A 16,026-nucleotide genomic window follows, 5' to 3' on the forward strand; every position below is an offset into this window, starting at 1 on the left:
AGATCGGTCGCATCAAAGCTGGATCACTCACACCGGGCGGAAGAGGTCCGCCGCGTCACCGGACGGTAGCCCGGGCCCTGGCCGGGCGCCAAGGGCGGACCGCACACGATCGCGCGACGGGCCCCGGGCCCGGGTCAGAGATCGGGTCCGCTCAGCCGGGATGGGCCAGGATGTTGAGGAGCCGCCCGAACGGGTCTCGGACGTAGAACCGCCGCACGCCCCACGGCTCGTCCACGGGACCGTACTCGATCGGATGGCCGGCTTCCGTCGCGCGCCGGAGCACGGCCTCCAGGTCGTCGACCTCGACCGAGAGGTCGGGGACCGGCGTCCCCGATCCGCCTTCGAGCGCCACGCTGACCTGCGGCGGCGCCGACGCGGCCGGAGCCGCGAAGGTCAGGATCCAGCCGTGATCCATGACGAGGTCGAGGCCGAGAACCCCTCCGTAGAAGCCGCGCGCCGCATCGAGCCGCGTCGCCGGGATGTTGGTCACGATCCGCTTCACGGCCATGGTCCGCTCCCGTCCTGACGGCCCCCTGGGGCGCGCGCCACCCGGGGTGCCGCAGCGCCTGCTTCCACGCTACAAGGATCCCATCCGTTCTTCATCCAAGGCCGACCATGCCGAGCACGCCCCGCGCCGCGATCATCCCGGTCACCCCGTTCCAGCAGAACTGCACCCTGCTGTGGTGCGAGGCGACCAAGCGGGCCGCGGTGGTCGATCCGGGCGGCGACCTCGACCGGATCCGGGCGGCAATCGCGGAGGCCGGCGTCACGGTCGAGAAGATCCTGCTCACCCACGGCCATATCGACCACGCCGGTGGCGCGGCCGACCTGCGCGACGTGCTCAAGGTCCCCGTCGAGGGGCCGCACCGGGCCGACAAGCCGCTCCTCGACTGCCTGCCCGAGACCGGGGCGGCCTACGGCATCGACGGCGCCAAGGTGATCACCCCCGACCGCTGGCTGTCCGAGGGCGACACGGTGACGGTGGGCGAACTCACCTTCGACGTGCTGCACTGCCCCGGCCATTCCCCGGGCAGCGTCGTGCTGGTGAGCCGGGACGCCCGCTTCGCCCAGGTCGGCGACGTGCTGTTTCGCGGCTCGGTCGGCCGCACCGACCTGCCGGGCGGCGACCACGCCGCCCTGATCGCGTCGATCAAGGAGAAGCTGCTGCCGCTCGGCGACGACGTCGCCTTCATCCCCGGCCACGGCCCGACGAGCACGATCGGCCAGGAGCGGCTGTCGAACCCCTTCCTTCGGTAGGAGCCCCCCATGGATCTGCGCCCCCTCGGCCGTTCCGGCCTCTCGGTCCCGCCCTTCTGCTTCGGCGGCAACGTCTTCGGCTGGACCGCCGACGAGGCGACCTCCTTCGCCCTGCTCGACCGGCTGCTCGAGACCGGCTTCACCTTCGTCGACACCGCCGACGTCTATTCGGCTTGGGCGCCGGGCCACCGGGGCGGCGAGTCGGAGGCGGTGATCGGGCGCTGGATGAAGGACCGTGGCGCCCGCGACCGGATGACGATCGCCACCAAGGTCGGCATGGACATGGGAGAGGGCCGCAAGGGCTTGCGGGCGGCCTACATCGAGGAGGCCGTGGAGGCCTCCCTGCGCCGGCTCGGGACCGACCGGATCGACCTCTACCAGTCCCACACCGACGATGCCGCCACGCCGCTGCAGGAGACGCTCTCGGCCTACGACCGGCTGATCCGCGCCGGCAAGGTGCGGGCGATCGGCGCATCGAACTACTCCGCCGCCCGCCTGCGCGAGGCGCTGGCCGTCGCCGCGAGGGAGAACCTCCCGCGCTACGAGAGCCTGCAGCCCGGCTACAGCCTGGCCGACCGCGAGGATTACGAGGCCGAGCTGGAGCCGCTGTGCCGGGAGGAGGGGATCGGGGTGATCTCCTACTTCTCCCTCGCGGCGGGCTTCCTCACCGGCAAGTACCGGCAGGCCGGGGCCGCCGCCGGCCGCGCCCGCGAGTCCCGGGTCTCGCCCTACCTCAACCCGCGCGGCCTCGCCTTCCTCGATCTCCTCGACGCGGTCGCCCGCGACCACGGCGCCACGCCGGCGCAGGTCTCCCTCGCCTGGCTGATCGCCCGGCCGGGCCTCACCGCGCCGATCGCCAGCGCGACCTCGGTGGCGCAGCTCGACGAGCTCCTGGGCGGGGTGCGGCTCGCCCTCGATCCGGCGGCGATCGCGCGCCTCGACGAGGCGAGCCGGGGCTCGCTCAAAGGCTGACCATCGGCGAGACGCCGCCCGTTCGCGGATCCTTAACGGGGTGCGGCGAAAGATGACCTCCGGTATGGTCGGCCGGGGGAGGGACGCGAGGGCTCGGTCCAGCCCTCGCCGGACCCTGGAAAAGCGCCCGTACGGCGCCGGAAACCGATGCAATTTCAAGGCGGAATGCTTACATCAGGCAGATGCGGGACTGCCCCCTCGGCGGCCCCCGACCCTTGAGACACGAGACCCAGACGGCGCCGGGGCGAGACCCGGCGCCCGCGCCGGCCGCGCCACCCCGCGACGCGCGCCCGCCCGCACCAGGAACCGACATGGCCGAACCCGCCCGCGATCTGACCCCCGACACCTACGGCGCCGACTCGATCAAGGTCCTCAAGGGCCTGGACGCGGTGCGCAAGCGGCCGGGCATGTATATCGGCGACACCGACGACGGCTCGGGCCTGCACCACATGGTGTACGAGGTCGTCGACAACGCCATCGACGAGGCGCTGGCCGGCCACGCGACCCACGTCACCGTCACCCTCAACGCGGACGGCTCCTGCACGGTCTCCGACAACGGCCGCGGCATCCCGACCGACATCCACCCGGAGGAGGGCGTGTCCGCGGCCGAGGTCATCATGACCCAGCTGCATGCCGGCGGTAAGTTCGACCAGAACTCCTACAAGGTCTCGGGCGGCCTGCACGGCGTCGGCGTCTCGGTGGTGAACGCCCTGTCGTCCTGGCTGCGCCTGCGCATCTGGCGCGCCGGCCAGGAGCACACGATGGAATTCCGCCACGGCGACGCCGTGGCACCCCTCGCCGTCGTCGGCCCGGCCGGCGACCGGCGCGGCACCGAGGTCAGCTTCCTGCCCTCGACCGAGACCTTCACGCAGGTCGAGTTCGACTACGCGACCCTCGAGAAGCGCCTGCGCGAGCTGGCCTTCCTCAATTCCGGCGTGCGCATCGTGCTGACCGATGCCCGCCACGCCGAGCACAAGCGCGACGAGCTGGTCTATGACGGCGGCGTCGAGGCCTTCGTGCGCTACCTCGATCGGGCGAAGCCCGCCCTGATCGAGGCGCCGATCGTCCTGCGCCAGGAGCGCGACGGCATCGGTGTCGAGGTCGCCCTGTGGTGGAACGACAGCTACCACGAGAACGTGCTCTGCTTCACCAACAACATCCCGCAGCGCGACGGCGGCACCCACCTCGCCGGGTTCCGGGCCGCGCTCACCCGGCAGATCACCGGCTACGCCGAATCGAGCGGGGTGACGAAGCGCGAAAAAGTCTCCCTCACCGGCGACGATTGCCGCGAGGGGCTGACCGCGGTGGTCTCGGTCAAGGTGCCGGACCCGAAATTCTCGTCCCAGACCAAGGACAAGCTCGTCTCCTCGGAGGTGCGTCCCGCCGTCGAGGGCGTGCTGAACGAGACCCTGGGCAGCTGGCTCGAGGAGCATCCGAGCGAGGCCCGCACCATCGCCGCCAAGGTGGCCCTGGCGGCGGCCGCCCGCGAAGCCGCCCGCAAGGCCCGCGACCTCACCACTCGCAAGGGCGCCCTCGACATCGCCTCGCTGCCCGGCAAGCTCGCCGACTGCCAGGAGCGCGACCCGTCGAAATGCGAGATCCTGCTGGTCGAGGGCGATTCGGCCGGCGGCTCGGCCAAGCAGGGCCGTGACAGAACGTTCCAAGCTGTTCTGCCGCTGCGCGGAAAAATCCTCAACGTCGAGCGGGCGCGGCTCGACAAGATGCTGTCGAGCCAGGAGATCGGCACGCTGATCACCGCGCTCGGGACGGGAATCGGCCGGGACGGCGCCCACGCCTTCAACCCCGACAAGCTGCGCTACCACCGCATCATCATCATGACCGATGCGGATGTCGACGGGTCGCATATCCGCACGCTGCTGCTGACGTTCTTCTTCCGCCAGATGCCGGAACTGATCGACCGCGGCCATCTCTACATCGCCCAGCCGCCGCTCTACAAGGCGCAGAAGGGCAAGACCGCGATCTACTTGAAGGACGACCGGGCGCTCGAGGATTACCTGATCGACGGCGGCGTCGACGGGGCGGTGCTCAAGCTCGCCACCGGCACCGAGTTCGGCGGCGCCCAGCTCAAGGCGCTCGTCGACGAGGCGCGCGGCGTGCGCCAGGTGCTGCACGGGATGCATTCGCGCTACGACCGCGTCGTGGTCGAGCAGGCGGCGATCGCCGGGGCGCTCCGTCCCTCGGTCGCCGGCAACCCGGCCGAGGCCGAGGTGGTGGCCGACGAGATCGCCCGGCGCCTCAACGCGATCGCGGACGAGATCGAGCAGGGCTGGGAGGGCGAGGCGAAGGACGGCGGCTACGTGCTGTCGCGCACGCTCCGCGGCGTGCGCCAGGTCGCGGTGCTCGACGAAGCGCTGATCCACTCGCAGGAGGCGCGTCGCCTCGACGAGCGGGCTGAAACCTTGAGCGAGATCTACGGCGCCCCCGTCACCCTGGTGCGCCGCGGCGACCAGACCATGCTGTACGGCCCGGTCGCCCTGTTCGAGGGCATGATGGCGCTCGGCCGCAAGGGGTTGCAGCTCCAGCGCTACAAGGGCCTGGGCGAGATGACCGCCCAGCAGCTCTGGGAGACGACGCTCGACCGCGACGTGCGCTCGCTGCTCCAGGTGAAGGTCAAGGACACGACCGACGCCGACGATCTGTTCGTCAAGCTGATGGGCGACGTGGTCGAGCCGCGCCGGGAGTTCATCCAGGAGAACGCGCTCAACGTGGCCAATCTCGACGTGTGATGGTGAAGCTGATGGACACGGCCACGCTCGCGCCCTTTTCCGACTACGTCCTGCCGGAAGCGACCCTGCCGGAACTGCCGGGTCACTACCGCGGCAAGGTGCGGGACAATTACGACCTGCCCGACGGGCGGCGGATCCTGATCACCTCGGACCGCCTGAGCGCCTTCGACCGGGAACTGGCGGCGATTCCGCTGAAGGGTCAGGTGCTGACCCAGACCGCGCGCTACTGGTTCGAGAAGACGCGGGACATCTGCGACAACCACGTGCTCGCCTATCCCGACCCGAACGTGGTGGTGGGGCGGCGGCTCACCATCCTGCCGGTCGAGATCGTGGTGCGCGGCTATCTGGCCGGCAGCACCGGCACCTCGGTCCTGACCCTGTACAAGGCCGGGCAGCGCGAGATGTACGGCCACCGCCTGCCGGACGGGATGCGCCCGCACGAGGCGTTACCGCAGCCGATCATCACGCCGACCACCAAGGCCGGCCACGGCGACCACGACGCGCCGCTCTCCGCCGCGGAGATCCTGGAACGGGGTCTCCTGACGGAGGCGCAGTGGCACACCCTGTCGGAGGTGGCGCTCGCGCTCTTCGCCCGCGGCCAGGCGCTCGCGGCGGAACGCGGCCTGATCCTCGCCGACACCAAGTACGAGTTCGGCACCGATGCCGACGGCCGGATCGTGCTCGCCGACGAGATCCACACCCCGGACAGCAGCCGGTACTGGTTCGCTCAGAGCTACGCCGCGCGCTTCGAGGCCGGTACCCTGCCGGAGAGTTTTGACAAGGACGTGGTCCGCAACTGGGTTGCGGCCCGCTGCGATCCGTACCGGGACGCCGTGCCGGCCATCCCGCCCGAGGTCGTGCTGCAGACCGCCGCCACCTATGTCAGCGCCTTCGAGGCCATCACGGGCGAACGCTTTCCCCTGCCGGACACGCGCGAGGCGCCGCTCGAGCGCATCCGCCGCAACATCGCGGCCTATCTCGCAGCGTAGCGAGTCGCGCCTCCTGATGATTGTCGCGGAGCCGCATCGGCGTGGCTCCCGCGCGATCGTGCCGAATCCCGCCCACGCATGCAGGATTGTGCTTGTCGGCGCTGGGGGCGGTCGGCTATGACCGGGCCGCCCGAGACACGCATTCCAAGAAAAAAGGCCGCCCTTGCGAGGCGGCCCGAAGTCTAGGGAGGAAACGCCCAAAGAGGGCTGCACCGCCGCGACGCCATCGCTGCGGTACGCCTCCTTGTCTCATGTTGCGGCGCACAAGACAATCGATTGCACCGCACAACGGCCATGCTCGCGGCGCATGGCCGTGCTCAAGCATATCTCCGCGGCATCGGAGAGCCACGGGGGCTCGCCCGTGGGCGCCCGTTGAGCGCGGACAAGAGCGACTCCGGGCTTCTTCACATTCGCAGTCGATTGCGGAGAACGGACCGTCGAAGGACCGATCCGGGGGCATGGCCCGTCGATCCCTACCGCCGCACATCCATCTTGCGCAGACCCCAGGCCGCCAGGAGCACGGCCGCCAGGGCGAAGGGCGCCGCCCCGATCACGGCGGCGATGGCTTCCGAGCCGATCAGCGCACCGAGGCCCTTCACCAGGGCCATCAGCAGCAGGAAGCCGCTGACGCAGGCCAGCAGCACGATCAGGCCGCCCCACAGGGCGTAGCCCGAGACGACCTTGGCGATCCGGTCGACCTCGCTGGAGAACAGCGTGATCTCCTTGACGGCCAGGTTGCTGGCGAGGCGCACGGCCTCGGCGACCAACCTGATCGTGCTCACCTGCCGGTCGGACCGCACCGCTCGACGCCCCCGCTCACGCCGCATCCGGACATCGCCGCGGCGAGCGAGAACGCCCGAGCTTGCGCGTCGTTCCCCGCGATCGGTCAGGCCGGCTTGAGCGGGCAGCTCTGCCGCGCGAGCAGCCGCCACTCGCCGCCATCCTTGAGCCAGACCTGCAACACCGCGATGTAGGAGCGACCGGTCTCGCCGTTCGGCAGGATGTCGGCCCCGTCCCAGACGTGACGGACCATGGCGTTGTCGCCGACGACCTGGATCCACGGCTCCGAGAAGGTCAGCGACTTGTAGTTGGTCTTGCCGGCGAGGCTGGCGACGAACTGCGCCTTGGTCTCGATCTTGCGCCCGCTCGAATGGCCGTAGCTGAGCTGCGGGTGGGTCAGCGCGTCGAGCGCCTTGGCGTCGCCCTCCACGATCGCGACACGCAGGGCCTCGAGCCGGCGGCTCACCGCCTCGCTCTCGTCGGCGGCAAGCGCCCGGCTCGACCCGGCGGCGAGCATCGGCGCCGCCGCACCCAGGGTGACGCCCGCCAGCAGCACCCGCCGCGAGCACATTTCGGTCCGCACCATGATCGTCCTCCCGCTCATCCGGTCGCCGGGCGGTCGAACCCGCCGGCGCCGCGCCGTCTCGCGCTGTTCGAGCTTAGCGCCGGGCCCGGGCGATGGCCATCGCGCCGGGTCGAACGGGAGAGGGAGTCCCGGCCGCGCTCAGCGGCCGTACTGGGGCACACCCGGACTGGCCGCGGCGTTGGCGGCATCGAGCTCGCCCTGGCAGGGAGCGCTGATGCGGTCGTAGTTGCGGCGCAGGCAGCGCTCGATGCGCCGCGTGTCCGGCACGTCACGCGAGCACAGCGTCATCGCGTCCGTCATGCAGGCCAGGCGCTGCCGTTCGGTGCCCTGGGCGTTTGCCAGGGCGGGCATCAGGAGCGCACCGGCCCCAACCGCTGCCGCCAGGCTGAGGACGCGGGTCAACGGCATCGACATTCGACGTCTCCGGCTCATTCCGAGGCGTCAACACCGAGCCCGGCCTTCCGGTTCGCGGCACGGCTGGGTTGCGTTGCGGGAAAGGCCGGGGAGGGGCCTGGCGTGGATCACCCGTCCGCAGGCGTCGAGCACGCTTCGATTGCCGATGATCGACGCCGTCGGACCGGCCTCGCCTGTGACTTGCCCCCCGCAGGCCAAGACGGAAGTGCCACAGGGGGCAAAGTCGTCATCCCGTCAGGCCGGTCCCGGACCTACTGCGTCCCGCCCTTCGCCTCCTTCTGGAACTCCTCGATCACGTCCTTGCCGACGCGCTTGGCCATGTCGGCGGTGACCGGCTCCAGGGCCGTCTTCCAGGCCGCCTTCTCGTCGGGGGTGAGGGTGATGAAGGTGGTCTTGCCCGACTTCTTCATCTCCTCCAGGGCGTCGGCATTGTCCTTGTCGGCGACCTGGTTGGCGTAAGACGTCGCCTCCGTCATCGCCTTGTCGAGCTCGGTGCGGATCTCGGCCGGCAGCCCGTCCCAGAATTTCTTGTTGGTGATCACCGCGTAGCCGATATAGCCGTGATCGGACAGGGTGATGTACTTCTGCACCTCGTGGTGCTTCTGGGTGAACATGTTCGAGGGGGTATTCTCCGAGCCGTCGACCACGCCGGTCTGCATGCCCTGGTAGACCTCCGAGAAGGCCATCACCTGCGGGATCGCGCCGAGCGCGCGGAACTGGGCCTCCAGCACCTTCGAGGACTGGATCCGCATCTTCAGGCCGCGGAAATCGGCCGGCATCCGCAACGGCTTGTTGGCGCTCATCACCTTGAAGCCGTTGTCCCAGTAAGCGAGCCCGGTGATGCCCTTCGATTGCAGCTTGTCGAACAGCCGCTTGCCGAGCGCCCCGTCGGTGACCCGGCGCAGGGCCGCCTTGTCGGGCAGGATGTAGGGCAGGTCGAAGACCTCGAACTCCTTGGCGCCGAGCGGCCCGAACTTCGCCAGCGACGGCGCCAGCATCTGCACCGCGCCGAGCTGGAGCGCCTCGACCTCCTCCTTGTCCTTGAACAGCTGCGAGTTGGGGTAGACCTCCACCTTCACCTTGCCGTTCGTGTACTTTTCCGCCAGTTCCTTGAACTTGTCGGCGCCGCGGCCCTTCGGCGTATCGGGCGCGACGACGTGGCTGAACTTGATCACGATCGGCGCCTGGGCCAGGGCAGCGCCCGACAGGAGCAGCAGGGCGGTGCCGGCCGCGAGGGCGCGGCGGGTCAGGGTCGTCATGGCGTTTCCTCGTGTCGCGTTCTGGTTTGGTCGCAAGGCTGACAGTTCGGGCCCCGCGGCGCAATGCGCCGATCGCCTAACCCCCGAAAGCCTCCGCCTCCATCCTCAGCCCTCGGCGTCCGCCTCCATGCACACCGCGCCGTCGACGGCGGTCCAGCCGTGGAACGCCTCGCCCTCGCGTCGCCCCGCCACCGCGAAGCGCGAGCCGGCGATCATCGGCGAGACGCCGCGGTAGCGGAACCGCGCCGGCACCCGGCCGAGGCGGATGGCCGCGAGGTTGAGAAGCAGGCTCGCCTGCATCGGCCCGTGCACCACCAGGCCGGGATAGCCCTCGACCTGCGTGGCGTAGGGGTGGTCGTAGTGGAAGCGGTGGCCGTTGAAGGTCATCGCCGAGTAGCGAAACAGCAGCACGGAATTCGCCTGGACCGACCAGGCGGCGTCGTCCTGCGCCGGAACGGGCCTGACCGCCGGCGCGGCATCGCCCGGCCGGCTCGCCTCGCGGTAGACGATGTCCTGCCGGTCGCGGATCGCCGGGCCGCGCTCGGTCTCGTAGTCGTGCCGCACCGTGACGAAGCACAGGGTGCCGGTGCGCCCGTGCTTCACCGCCACGTCCGAGACCGTCTCGCGCCGCACCACCCGGTCGCCGATTCGCAGGGGAGCCAGCGTCTCGATCTCGCCGCCGGCCCACATCCGCCGCGGCAGCGGCACCGGCGGCAGGAACCCGCCCTTCGCCGCGTGGCCGTCGGGCCCGAGGGCGTCGGCCGCCGGGGTCTCGGGGGCGAGGCACCAGTGCAGGGCCAGCGGCGCCTCGCCCTCCCGGACCGGGGCGAGGTGCGGGGCGAGCGTCGCCCGGTACTCGGCGACGAGGCGCGGCGTCACGAGGTCCTCGACCTCGCGGGTGCGCCCGATCCAGCCGCGCAGGTGGTCGATGTCGATCTCGGGCATCCGGCGTTGTCCCATCCGTCGCCCGGCGTCTCGGGCCTGTTCGGGCTTATAGCGGCCCGTCTCCGCACCTGCACAGACCGCGCGCCGGCCTGTCCTTCGCGCCCGCACATCTCTTCGCGCCCGCACGTCTGCCGGCTGGACCCCGCCCCCGCCTGGTGCTTCACTTCCCGTCGACAACGACCAAGATGGGAGACGTCACGTGGCTGCCCAGCACAGGTGCATCGCGATCGTCGGTCCGTTCCAGGGCGGCAAGACCGCCCTGCTCGAGGCCATCCTCCATCGCACCGGCGCGATCGACCGGCCCGGGCGCACCGGCGCCCGCCTCGGCGACACCTCGCCGGAGGCCAGGTCCCACGGCATGAGCGTGGAGCCCGCCTTCGCCACGACGCGGTTTCTCGGCGAGGCCTTCACCTTCGTCGATTGTCCCGGCTCGATCGAGTTCGCGCACGACCTGCGGGCGGTGCTGCCGGCCTGCGACGCGGCGATCGTGGTCTGCGAGGCCGACGCCCGCAAGCTGCCGGCCCTGGAGCTGATCCTGCGCGACCTCGAGGCCGCCGGGATCCCGCGCCTCCTGTTCATCAACAAGGCCGAGACCGCGGCGGGCTCGCTGCGCGACGCGCTCGCGCTGCTGCAGCCCGCCTCCCGGGTGCCGCTGCTGATGCGCCAGATCCCGCTGATCGAGGGCGAGGCGGCGGTCGGCGTCATCGATCTCGCGCTCGAGCGCGCCTTCGTGTGGCGCGAGCAGGCGCAAAGCGACGTGGTGGCCCTGCCCGACGGCGAGCGGGCGCGGGAAAAGGCCGAGCGCTACACGATGCTGGAGCGCCTGGCCGACCACGACGACGCCCTGATGGAGGACCTGATCGCCGAGGTCGAGCCGCAGGCCGACCGGGTTTTTTCCGACCTCGCCCGCGAGCTGCGCGAGGGCCGGGCCGTCTCGGTGCTGTTCGGCTCGGCCGAGCACGGACACGGGATCACCCGCCTCCTGAAGGCGCTGCGGCACGAGGCGCCGGGCTTGGCCGAGACCCGCGCCCGCCTCGGCATCGCCGAGGAAGGGGCGCCCCTCGTGCAGGTGATGAAGACCCTGCATGGCGGCGTCAGCGGCAAGCTCTCGGTCGGGCGGGTGCTGCGCGGCGCCGTGCACGAGGGCGAGACCGTGACGGGATCGGGCGGCGGCACCGCCCGGGTGGCGGCGCTGACGCGGCTCGCCGGCGCGGGCAGCACCCGCGTGCCGGAGGCACGGGCGGGGGAGGTCGCGGGCTTCGCCCGGCTCGATCCGATCGCCACCGCCGAGACCCTGAGCACCGGGCAGGCGGCGCCCGACGCCCTCGCGGCGCTGCCGGCGCCGGAACCGGTGCACGCGCTGGCGCTGCGGGTGCGCGACCGCAAGGACGACGTGCGGCTCTCGGCGGCGCTCGCCAAGCTCGCCGACGAGGATCCGGCGCTGCTCGTCGAGCACCGGGCCGAGCTCGGCGATCTGCGCCTGTCGGGCCAGGGCGAGATGCACCTGCGGGTCGCGGTGGAGCGGCTGGCCTCGCGCTTCGGCATCGCGGTCGAGACCGAGCGGGCGCGGGTCGCCTACCGCGAGACGATCCGCGGCCCGGCCGAGGCGCGGGCCCGGCACAAGAAGCAGACCGGCGGCCACGGCCAGTTCGCCGACGTGGCGCTCGCGGTGCGGCCGCTGCCGCGCGGCGAGGGGTTTTCGTTCGAGGACGAGGTGGTGGGCGGGGCAGTGCCGCGCGCCTACATCGCCTCCGTCGAGGCCGGCGCCCGGGCCTTCACCGCGAAGGGGCCGCTCGGCTTTCCCGTGGTCGACATCGCGGTGACGCTCAAGGACGGCGCGGCCCATGCGGTCGATTCCTCGGATGCCGCCTTCCAGGCCGCGACGCGGCTGGCGCTGGAGGAAGCGCTCGCCAAGGCCGGGCCGGTGCTGCTGGAGCCGATCCTCGCCGTCACCCTGGCGGTGCCGAGCGGCGCCACCGCGAAGGCCACCGGCCTCGTCACGGCCCGGCGCGGCCAGATCCTCGGCTTCGACGCCCGGCCCGGCTGGTCGGGCTGGGATATGGTCGAGGCGCTGATCCCCGAGGCCGAGATGACCGACCTGATCGTCGAGCTGCGCTCCGCCACCGCCGGGATCGGCACCTTCACGGCGCGGTTCGACCACCACGCCGAGGTGACGGGCCGCGCCGCCGACGCGGCGCTGGGCCGCCCGCCGCTGCGCAAGGCGGGGTGAGGCCGCTACACGACGTGGTCGGGGGCGAGTGCGCAGGCCGGGCCCCCGGCGAGTTCCACCTGGAGCGTGACGTGGGCGATGCCGAAGCGGCGGCGCAGGGTGGCGGCGCAGTCGTTGAGGAACGCGTTGCCGGGGTGGCCCGCCGGCATCACCAGATGGGCGGTGAGCGCCGTCTCGGTGGTGCTCATCGGCCAGACGTGGAGGTCGTGGACCTCCGAAACGCCCGGCCGCTCGGCGAGGCAGCGGCGCACGTCGGCCGGATCGAGGCCCGGGGGTACGGCGTCGAGCGAGAGCACGACGCTGTCGCGCAGGAGCCCCCAGGTGCCGGCGACGATCACCGCCACGATGACGAGGCTCGTCAGCGGGTCGACCCAGGTCCAGCCGGTCCACAGGATGACGAGGCCCGCCACCACCACGCCGGCCGACACCGCGGCATCCGCCAGCATGTGCAGGTAGGCGCCGCGGATGTTGAGGTCGCCCTTGCGACCCGACGCGAACAGCCAGGCGGTGATGCCGTTCACCGCGATGCCGACCAGCGCCACGATCGTCACGGTGAGGCCCGGGACCGGCGCGGGGGCGCTGAAGCGCTGCACCGCCTCGAGCGCGATGGCGCCGACCGCGACCAGCAGGAACACCGCGTTGAACAGGGCGGCGAGGATCGAGGACGAGCGCAGGCCGTAGGTGAACCGCGCCGTCGGCCGGCGCTGGCCGAGCGTCGCCGCCGCCCAGGCGACGACGAGGCCGAGCACGTCCGACAGGTTGTGGCCGGCATCGGCGAGCAGCGCCACCGAATCGGTGAGGAAGCCGTAGCCGCCCTCGATCAGCACGAAGCCGGTGTTGAGCGCGATGCCGATCGCGAAGGCGCGGCCGAAGCTCGCCGGGGCGTGGACGTGGCCGGGGCCGTGATGATGCCCATGTCCGTGGGCGTGATCGTGATCTTGCCCGTGATCGTGCCCATGGTCGTGGTGATCGTGTGCGTGGTGCTGGCCCATGCCCGGTTCCTGGTTCCTCGCCCGGGCCGCTCGCGGGCCCGCGCGGTCGTCGCGGCGCCGTTAGCTTTAGGGCGGGCGGGGCGGGGCGGCGAGACCCCGCCCCGGTCACCCGGTCGCGAGACGCAACGCCGCCTCGGTCAGCGCCCCGTCCGGCCGGATCATCTGGTCGAGCACCGTGAAATGGTCGTCGCCCGGCAGGGCCAGGAGGTCGCCGGGGAGGCCGGTCCCGGCCCAGGCCGCCTGGTAGACCTGCGATTGCCGGCACAGCTCCGGCAATTCGCCGGCGCCGTAGGCCACCGTGAGCGGTCCGGCGCGACGCGGCAGGTGCCGGATCGGCGACAGCGCCGCGACCTCGTCCTCGGTGAGGTGGAGCGCGTCGTCGAGGGCGGTGCGCCGGATCGGCGCGAGATCGAAGATACCGGAGACCGCCAATCCCGCATCGACCTCCGGGCAGGTCATGGCGAGCGCCGCCAGATGCCCGCCGGCCGACCAGCCCGACACGACGAGGCGCGGCGGGTTCGCGTGGGCGCGCAAGGCGGAGAGCGCCGCCGGAATCTCGGCGCAGAGCGCCGTCATCGTCGCCCCGGGGCAGAGCGTGTAGCCGATCATCGCCACGTCGAGGCCGCGGGCGAGCGGCCCTTCGGCCAGCGCCGAGAAGCCGTGCTTGTCGTTGCGCTGCCAGTAGCCGCCGTGAATGAAGGCGAGGAGCGGCGCCCCGGCCCGTCCGCAACGGAAGAGGTCGAAACGCTGACGCTCGCCCTCGCCGTAGGGGAGGTCGAGGGCGCCGGCCTGCCTCTCGCGGAACGCCGCGCTGCGCGCGCGCAAGGCCGCCATGGTGGCGCTGCTGCCGGCGACCGCACCGGAATTGTCGTAGGCCTTGCTGAGTGTCGCACGGTCCATCCCGCGCCAGTCGCCGCCCGCCATCGTCGCCCTCCGAGAGAATTTCAGAACTTATCGAACCGGCAGAACACGTGTCTTTTCCCCCCCACCCACGACCTCATCCTGAGGTGTCGGTCCATCAAAGATGGACCGACCTCGAAGGAGGGCTCCAGAGGTCTCATCGCTCTCTGGAGCCCTCCTTCGAGGCTCCTGTTGGTCGCACCTCAGGATGAGGTCGTGGGTGGGAGGACGCACGTCGTTCCGGTCGGACAAGGTCCTGGCGTGACGATACCCGGAAACGCGAAGGGGCGGCCCCGCGCCGCGCGCAGGGCCGCCCCTTGCTCGGGCCCGGGGTCGCGATGACCCCGGGAGCGTCGCTTACTCGGCCGGCTGCAGGGTCGGCTGCAGAGGCGGGAGGACCTCCTCCAGCGGCATCGGGTTGCCGTCGAGGGCGGCCTTCAGGCGGTCCATGTCGACCTCACCCTCCCAGCGGGCGACCACGATGCAGGCCACCGCGTTGCCGATGAAGTTGGTGAGCGCCCGGCACTCCGACATGAAGCGGTCGATGCCGAGGATCAGCGCCATGCCGACGACCGGCACGGAGGGGACCACCGCCAGCGTCGCGGCCAGCGTGATGAAGCCCGAGCCGGTGACGCCGGCCGCGCCCTTCGAGGACAGCATGGCGACGAGGAGCAGCAGGGCCTGCTCGCCGTAGGTGAGGGGCGTGTCCGTCGCCTGGGCGATGAACAGGGCCGCCATGGTCATGTAGATGTTGGTGCCGTCGAGGTTGAACGAGTAGCCGGTCGGGACCACCAGGCCGACGACGGGCTTCGAGCAGCCGGCGCGCTCCATCTTCTCGAGCAGCGAGGGCAGGGCCGACTCGGAGGACGAGGTGCCGAGCACCAGGAGCAGCTCCTCCTTGATGTAGCGGACCAGCTTGACGATCGAGAAGCCGTTGTAGCGGGCGACGAGGCCGAGGACGCCGAAGACGAAGATCGCCGAGGTCAGGTAGAACGCGCCGACCAGGTAGGCGAGGTTGGCGAGCGAGGCGATGCCGTACTTGCCGATGGTGAAGGCCATCGCGCCGAAGGCGCCGATGGGGGCGACCTTCATGATGATGTGGACGACGCCGAAGATCGCCTCGGACAGGATCTTGATGAAGTCGAGCACCGGCTTGCCGCGCTCGCCCAGGAAGGCGAGGCCGAAGCCGAACAGCACCGAGAAGAACAGGACCTGGAGGATCTCGCCGCCCGAGAACGCACCCACCGCCGTCGACGGGATGATGTTCATCAGGAAGTCGGTGATCGTCTGCGACTTCGCCTTCTCGGCGTACATCGCGATCTGCTTGGGATCGAGCGACTTCGGATCGATATGCATCCCTGCGCCCGGCTGGACGAGGTTTGCGATGATCAGGCCGACGATCAGCGCCAGCGTCGAGAAGGTGAGGAAGTAGATCAGCGCCTTGCCGCCGACCCGGCCGACCTTCTCGAGGTTGGTCATGCCGGCGATGCCGGAGACCACGGTGAGGAAGATCACCGGGGCGATGATCATCTTGACGAGCTTGATGAAGGCGTCGCCGAGCGGCTTCATGTCGGCGCCGAGCTGCGGGTAGAAATGCCCGAGCGTGATGCCGATCGCGACGGCGACCAGGACCTGGAAATAGAGGGTCTTGTAGATCGGCTTGGGAGCCGGCGGCGCGTGGGGCGCGGTCAGCGGGGACGGGATCGTAGCCATCGGACGTTCTCCCTATAATGGCTCGTTGCAGGACGGCGTTGGCGGCGGACCGCGGGATGCTCTTGCTGTTGGCCTTGCGGCGGGCGACTTGGCCTTGCGGCCTGAACTTCGGCCTGCGACAGGCCTGCCGCGCACCGGCAGGCCGCGGACGGACACATCATGGCAACCGGCGTGCCAGCCGGCGAAAATCCGAAATTTTTTGTTAAGCCCAACAGAATAAAAGGCTTTTCATGACACAGGGG

Annotated in this window: 14 protein-coding genes; 5 read left to right on the forward strand and 9 right to left on the reverse strand. The window is 70.9% G+C overall.

Annotated elements, in window-relative coordinates; genetic code table 11:
• Nucleotides 1-151 precede the first annotated feature (151 nt).
• Nucleotides 152-508, reverse strand: coding sequence for a VOC family protein (locus tag miv_RS12340; RefSeq protein ID WP_048426988.1), 357 nt, complete (start codon nt 506-508; stop codon nt 152-154).
• Between the two features lie 107 nt (nt 509-615).
• Here miv_RS12340 and miv_RS12345 point away from each other — a divergent pair, with 107 nt between their 5' ends.
• The 4 genes from miv_RS12345 to miv_RS12360 all read left to right on the forward strand — a co-directional run bounded on the left by miv_RS12345 (nt 616) and on the right by miv_RS12360 (nt 5,965).
• Entirely contained in the window at nt 616-1,257 is a 642-nt protein-coding gene (locus miv_RS12345; protein ID WP_207182996.1) for an MBL fold metallo-hydrolase, read from the forward strand.
• Nucleotides 1,258-1,266: 9 nt separating this feature from the next.
• A complete protein-coding gene (locus tag miv_RS12350) occupies nt 1,267-2,229 on the forward strand; it encodes an aldo/keto reductase (RefSeq protein ID WP_207182997.1) in 963 nt (320 codons plus the stop codon).
• Nucleotides 2,230-2,540: 311 nt separating this feature from the next.
• Entirely contained in the window at nt 2,541-4,976 is a 2,436-nt protein-coding gene (gene gyrB, locus miv_RS12355; RefSeq protein WP_207182998.1) for a DNA topoisomerase (ATP-hydrolyzing) subunit B, read from the forward strand.
• Between the two features lie 11 nt (nt 4,977-4,987).
• Nucleotides 4,988-5,965, forward strand: coding sequence for a phosphoribosylaminoimidazolesuccinocarboxamide synthase (locus miv_RS12360; RefSeq protein ID WP_048427012.1), 978 nt, complete (start codon nt 4,988-4,990; stop codon nt 5,963-5,965).
• A 473-nt stretch (nt 5,966-6,438) separates the two neighbouring features.
• Here the strand turns inward: miv_RS12360 and miv_RS12365 are convergent, their stop codons facing one another.
• The 5 genes from miv_RS12365 to miv_RS12385 form a co-directional block, all read right to left on the reverse strand.
• Nucleotides 6,439-6,747 (reverse strand): phage holin family protein, encoded by a 309-nt coding sequence (locus tag miv_RS12365; protein ID WP_244748973.1) that lies wholly within the window; start codon nt 6,745-6,747, stop codon nt 6,439-6,441.
• Nucleotides 6,748-6,851: 104 nt separating this feature from the next.
• Nucleotides 6,852-7,331 (reverse strand): nuclear transport factor 2 family protein, encoded by a 480-nt coding sequence (locus tag miv_RS12370; protein ID WP_207183000.1) that lies wholly within the window; start codon nt 7,329-7,331, stop codon nt 6,852-6,854.
• A gap of 138 nt (nt 7,332-7,469) precedes the next feature.
• The gene (locus miv_RS12375) at nt 7,470-7,745 is read right to left on the reverse strand and encodes a hypothetical protein (RefSeq protein ID WP_244748974.1); all 276 of its coding nucleotides are present in this window, start codon (nt 7,743-7,745) and stop codon (nt 7,470-7,472) included.
• A 251-nt stretch (nt 7,746-7,996) separates the two neighbouring features.
• Nucleotides 7,997-9,004: a TRAP transporter substrate-binding protein gene (locus tag miv_RS12380; RefSeq protein ID WP_082171525.1), complete on the reverse strand. Its 1,008-nt coding sequence runs from the start codon at nt 9,002-9,004 to the stop codon at nt 7,997-7,999.
• A 105-nt stretch (nt 9,005-9,109) separates the two neighbouring features.
• Nucleotides 9,110-9,949, reverse strand: coding sequence for an HTD2 family dehydratase (locus miv_RS12385; RefSeq protein ID WP_207183001.1), 840 nt, complete (start codon nt 9,947-9,949; stop codon nt 9,110-9,112).
• 199 nt (nt 9,950-10,148) lie between these two features.
• Here miv_RS12385 and miv_RS12390 point away from each other — a divergent pair, with 199 nt between their 5' ends.
• Nucleotides 10,149-12,179, forward strand: coding sequence for an elongation factor G (locus tag miv_RS12390; RefSeq protein ID WP_207183002.1), 2,031 nt, complete (start codon nt 10,149-10,151; stop codon nt 12,177-12,179).
• A gap of 5 nt (nt 12,180-12,184) precedes the next feature.
• Here the strand turns inward: miv_RS12390 and miv_RS12395 are convergent, their stop codons facing one another.
• The 3 genes from miv_RS12395 to miv_RS12405 form a co-directional block, all read right to left on the reverse strand.
• Entirely contained in the window at nt 12,185-13,171 is a 987-nt protein-coding gene (locus miv_RS12395) for a cation diffusion facilitator family transporter (protein WP_207183003.1), read from the reverse strand.
• Between the two features lie 105 nt (nt 13,172-13,276).
• Nucleotides 13,277-14,095, reverse strand: a complete 819-nt coding sequence (locus miv_RS12400; RefSeq protein WP_207183004.1) for an alpha/beta hydrolase — start codon at nt 14,093-14,095, stop codon at nt 13,277-13,279.
• 333 nt (nt 14,096-14,428) lie between these two features.
• Nucleotides 14,429-15,784 carry a dicarboxylate/amino acid:cation symporter gene (locus miv_RS12405; protein WP_207183005.1) on the reverse strand — a complete coding sequence of 452 codons (1,356 nt, stop codon included), beginning with the start codon at nt 15,782-15,784 and terminating at the stop codon, nt 14,429-14,431.
• Nucleotides 15,785-16,026: the final 242 nt, after the last annotated feature.

It is taken from the genome of Methylobacterium indicum, assembly GCF_017347565.1.
Taxonomy (GTDB): Bacteria; Pseudomonadota; Alphaproteobacteria; order Rhizobiales; family Beijerinckiaceae; genus Methylobacterium; species Methylobacterium indicum.

What these genes read in the sequence shown, in the direction of transcription:
- miv_RS12400 (WP_207183004.1), bottom strand. Translation starts at nt 14,095, where the DNA reads ATGGCGGGCGGCGACTGGCGCGGGATGGACCGTGCGACACTCAGCAAG.
- miv_RS12385 (WP_207183001.1), bottom strand. Translation starts at nt 9,949, where the DNA reads ATGCCCGAGATCGACATCGACCACCTGCGCGGCTGGATCGGGCGCACC.
- miv_RS12380 (WP_082171525.1), bottom strand. Translation starts at nt 9,004, where the DNA reads ATGACGACCCTGACCCGCCGCGCCCTCGCGGCCGGCACCGCCCTGCTG.
- miv_RS12375 (WP_244748974.1), bottom strand. Translation starts at nt 7,745, where the DNA reads ATGTCGATGCCGTTGACCCGCGTCCTCAGCCTGGCGGCAGCGGTTGGG.
- miv_RS12345 (WP_207182996.1), top strand. Translation starts at nt 616, where the DNA reads ATGCCGAGCACGCCCCGCGCCGCGATCATCCCGGTCACCCCGTTCCAG.
- miv_RS12370 (WP_207183000.1), bottom strand. Translation starts at nt 7,331, where the DNA reads ATGGTGCGGACCGAAATGTGCTCGCGGCGGGTGCTGCTGGCGGGCGTC.
- miv_RS12340 (WP_048426988.1), bottom strand. Translation starts at nt 508, where the DNA reads ATGGCCGTGAAGCGGATCGTGACCAACATCCCGGCGACGCGGCTCGAT.
- gyrB (WP_207182998.1), top strand. Translation starts at nt 2,541, where the DNA reads ATGGCCGAACCCGCCCGCGATCTGACCCCCGACACCTACGGCGCCGAC.
- miv_RS12350 (WP_207182997.1), top strand. Translation starts at nt 1,267, where the DNA reads ATGGATCTGCGCCCCCTCGGCCGTTCCGGCCTCTCGGTCCCGCCCTTC.
- miv_RS12405 (WP_207183005.1), bottom strand. Translation starts at nt 15,784, where the DNA reads ATGGCTACGATCCCGTCCCCGCTGACCGCGCCCCACGCGCCGCCGGCT.
- miv_RS12360 (WP_048427012.1), top strand. Translation starts at nt 4,988, where the DNA reads ATGGACACGGCCACGCTCGCGCCCTTTTCCGACTACGTCCTGCCGGAA.
- miv_RS12395 (WP_207183003.1), bottom strand. Translation starts at nt 13,171, where the DNA reads ATGGGCCAGCACCACGCACACGATCACCACGACCATGGGCACGATCAC.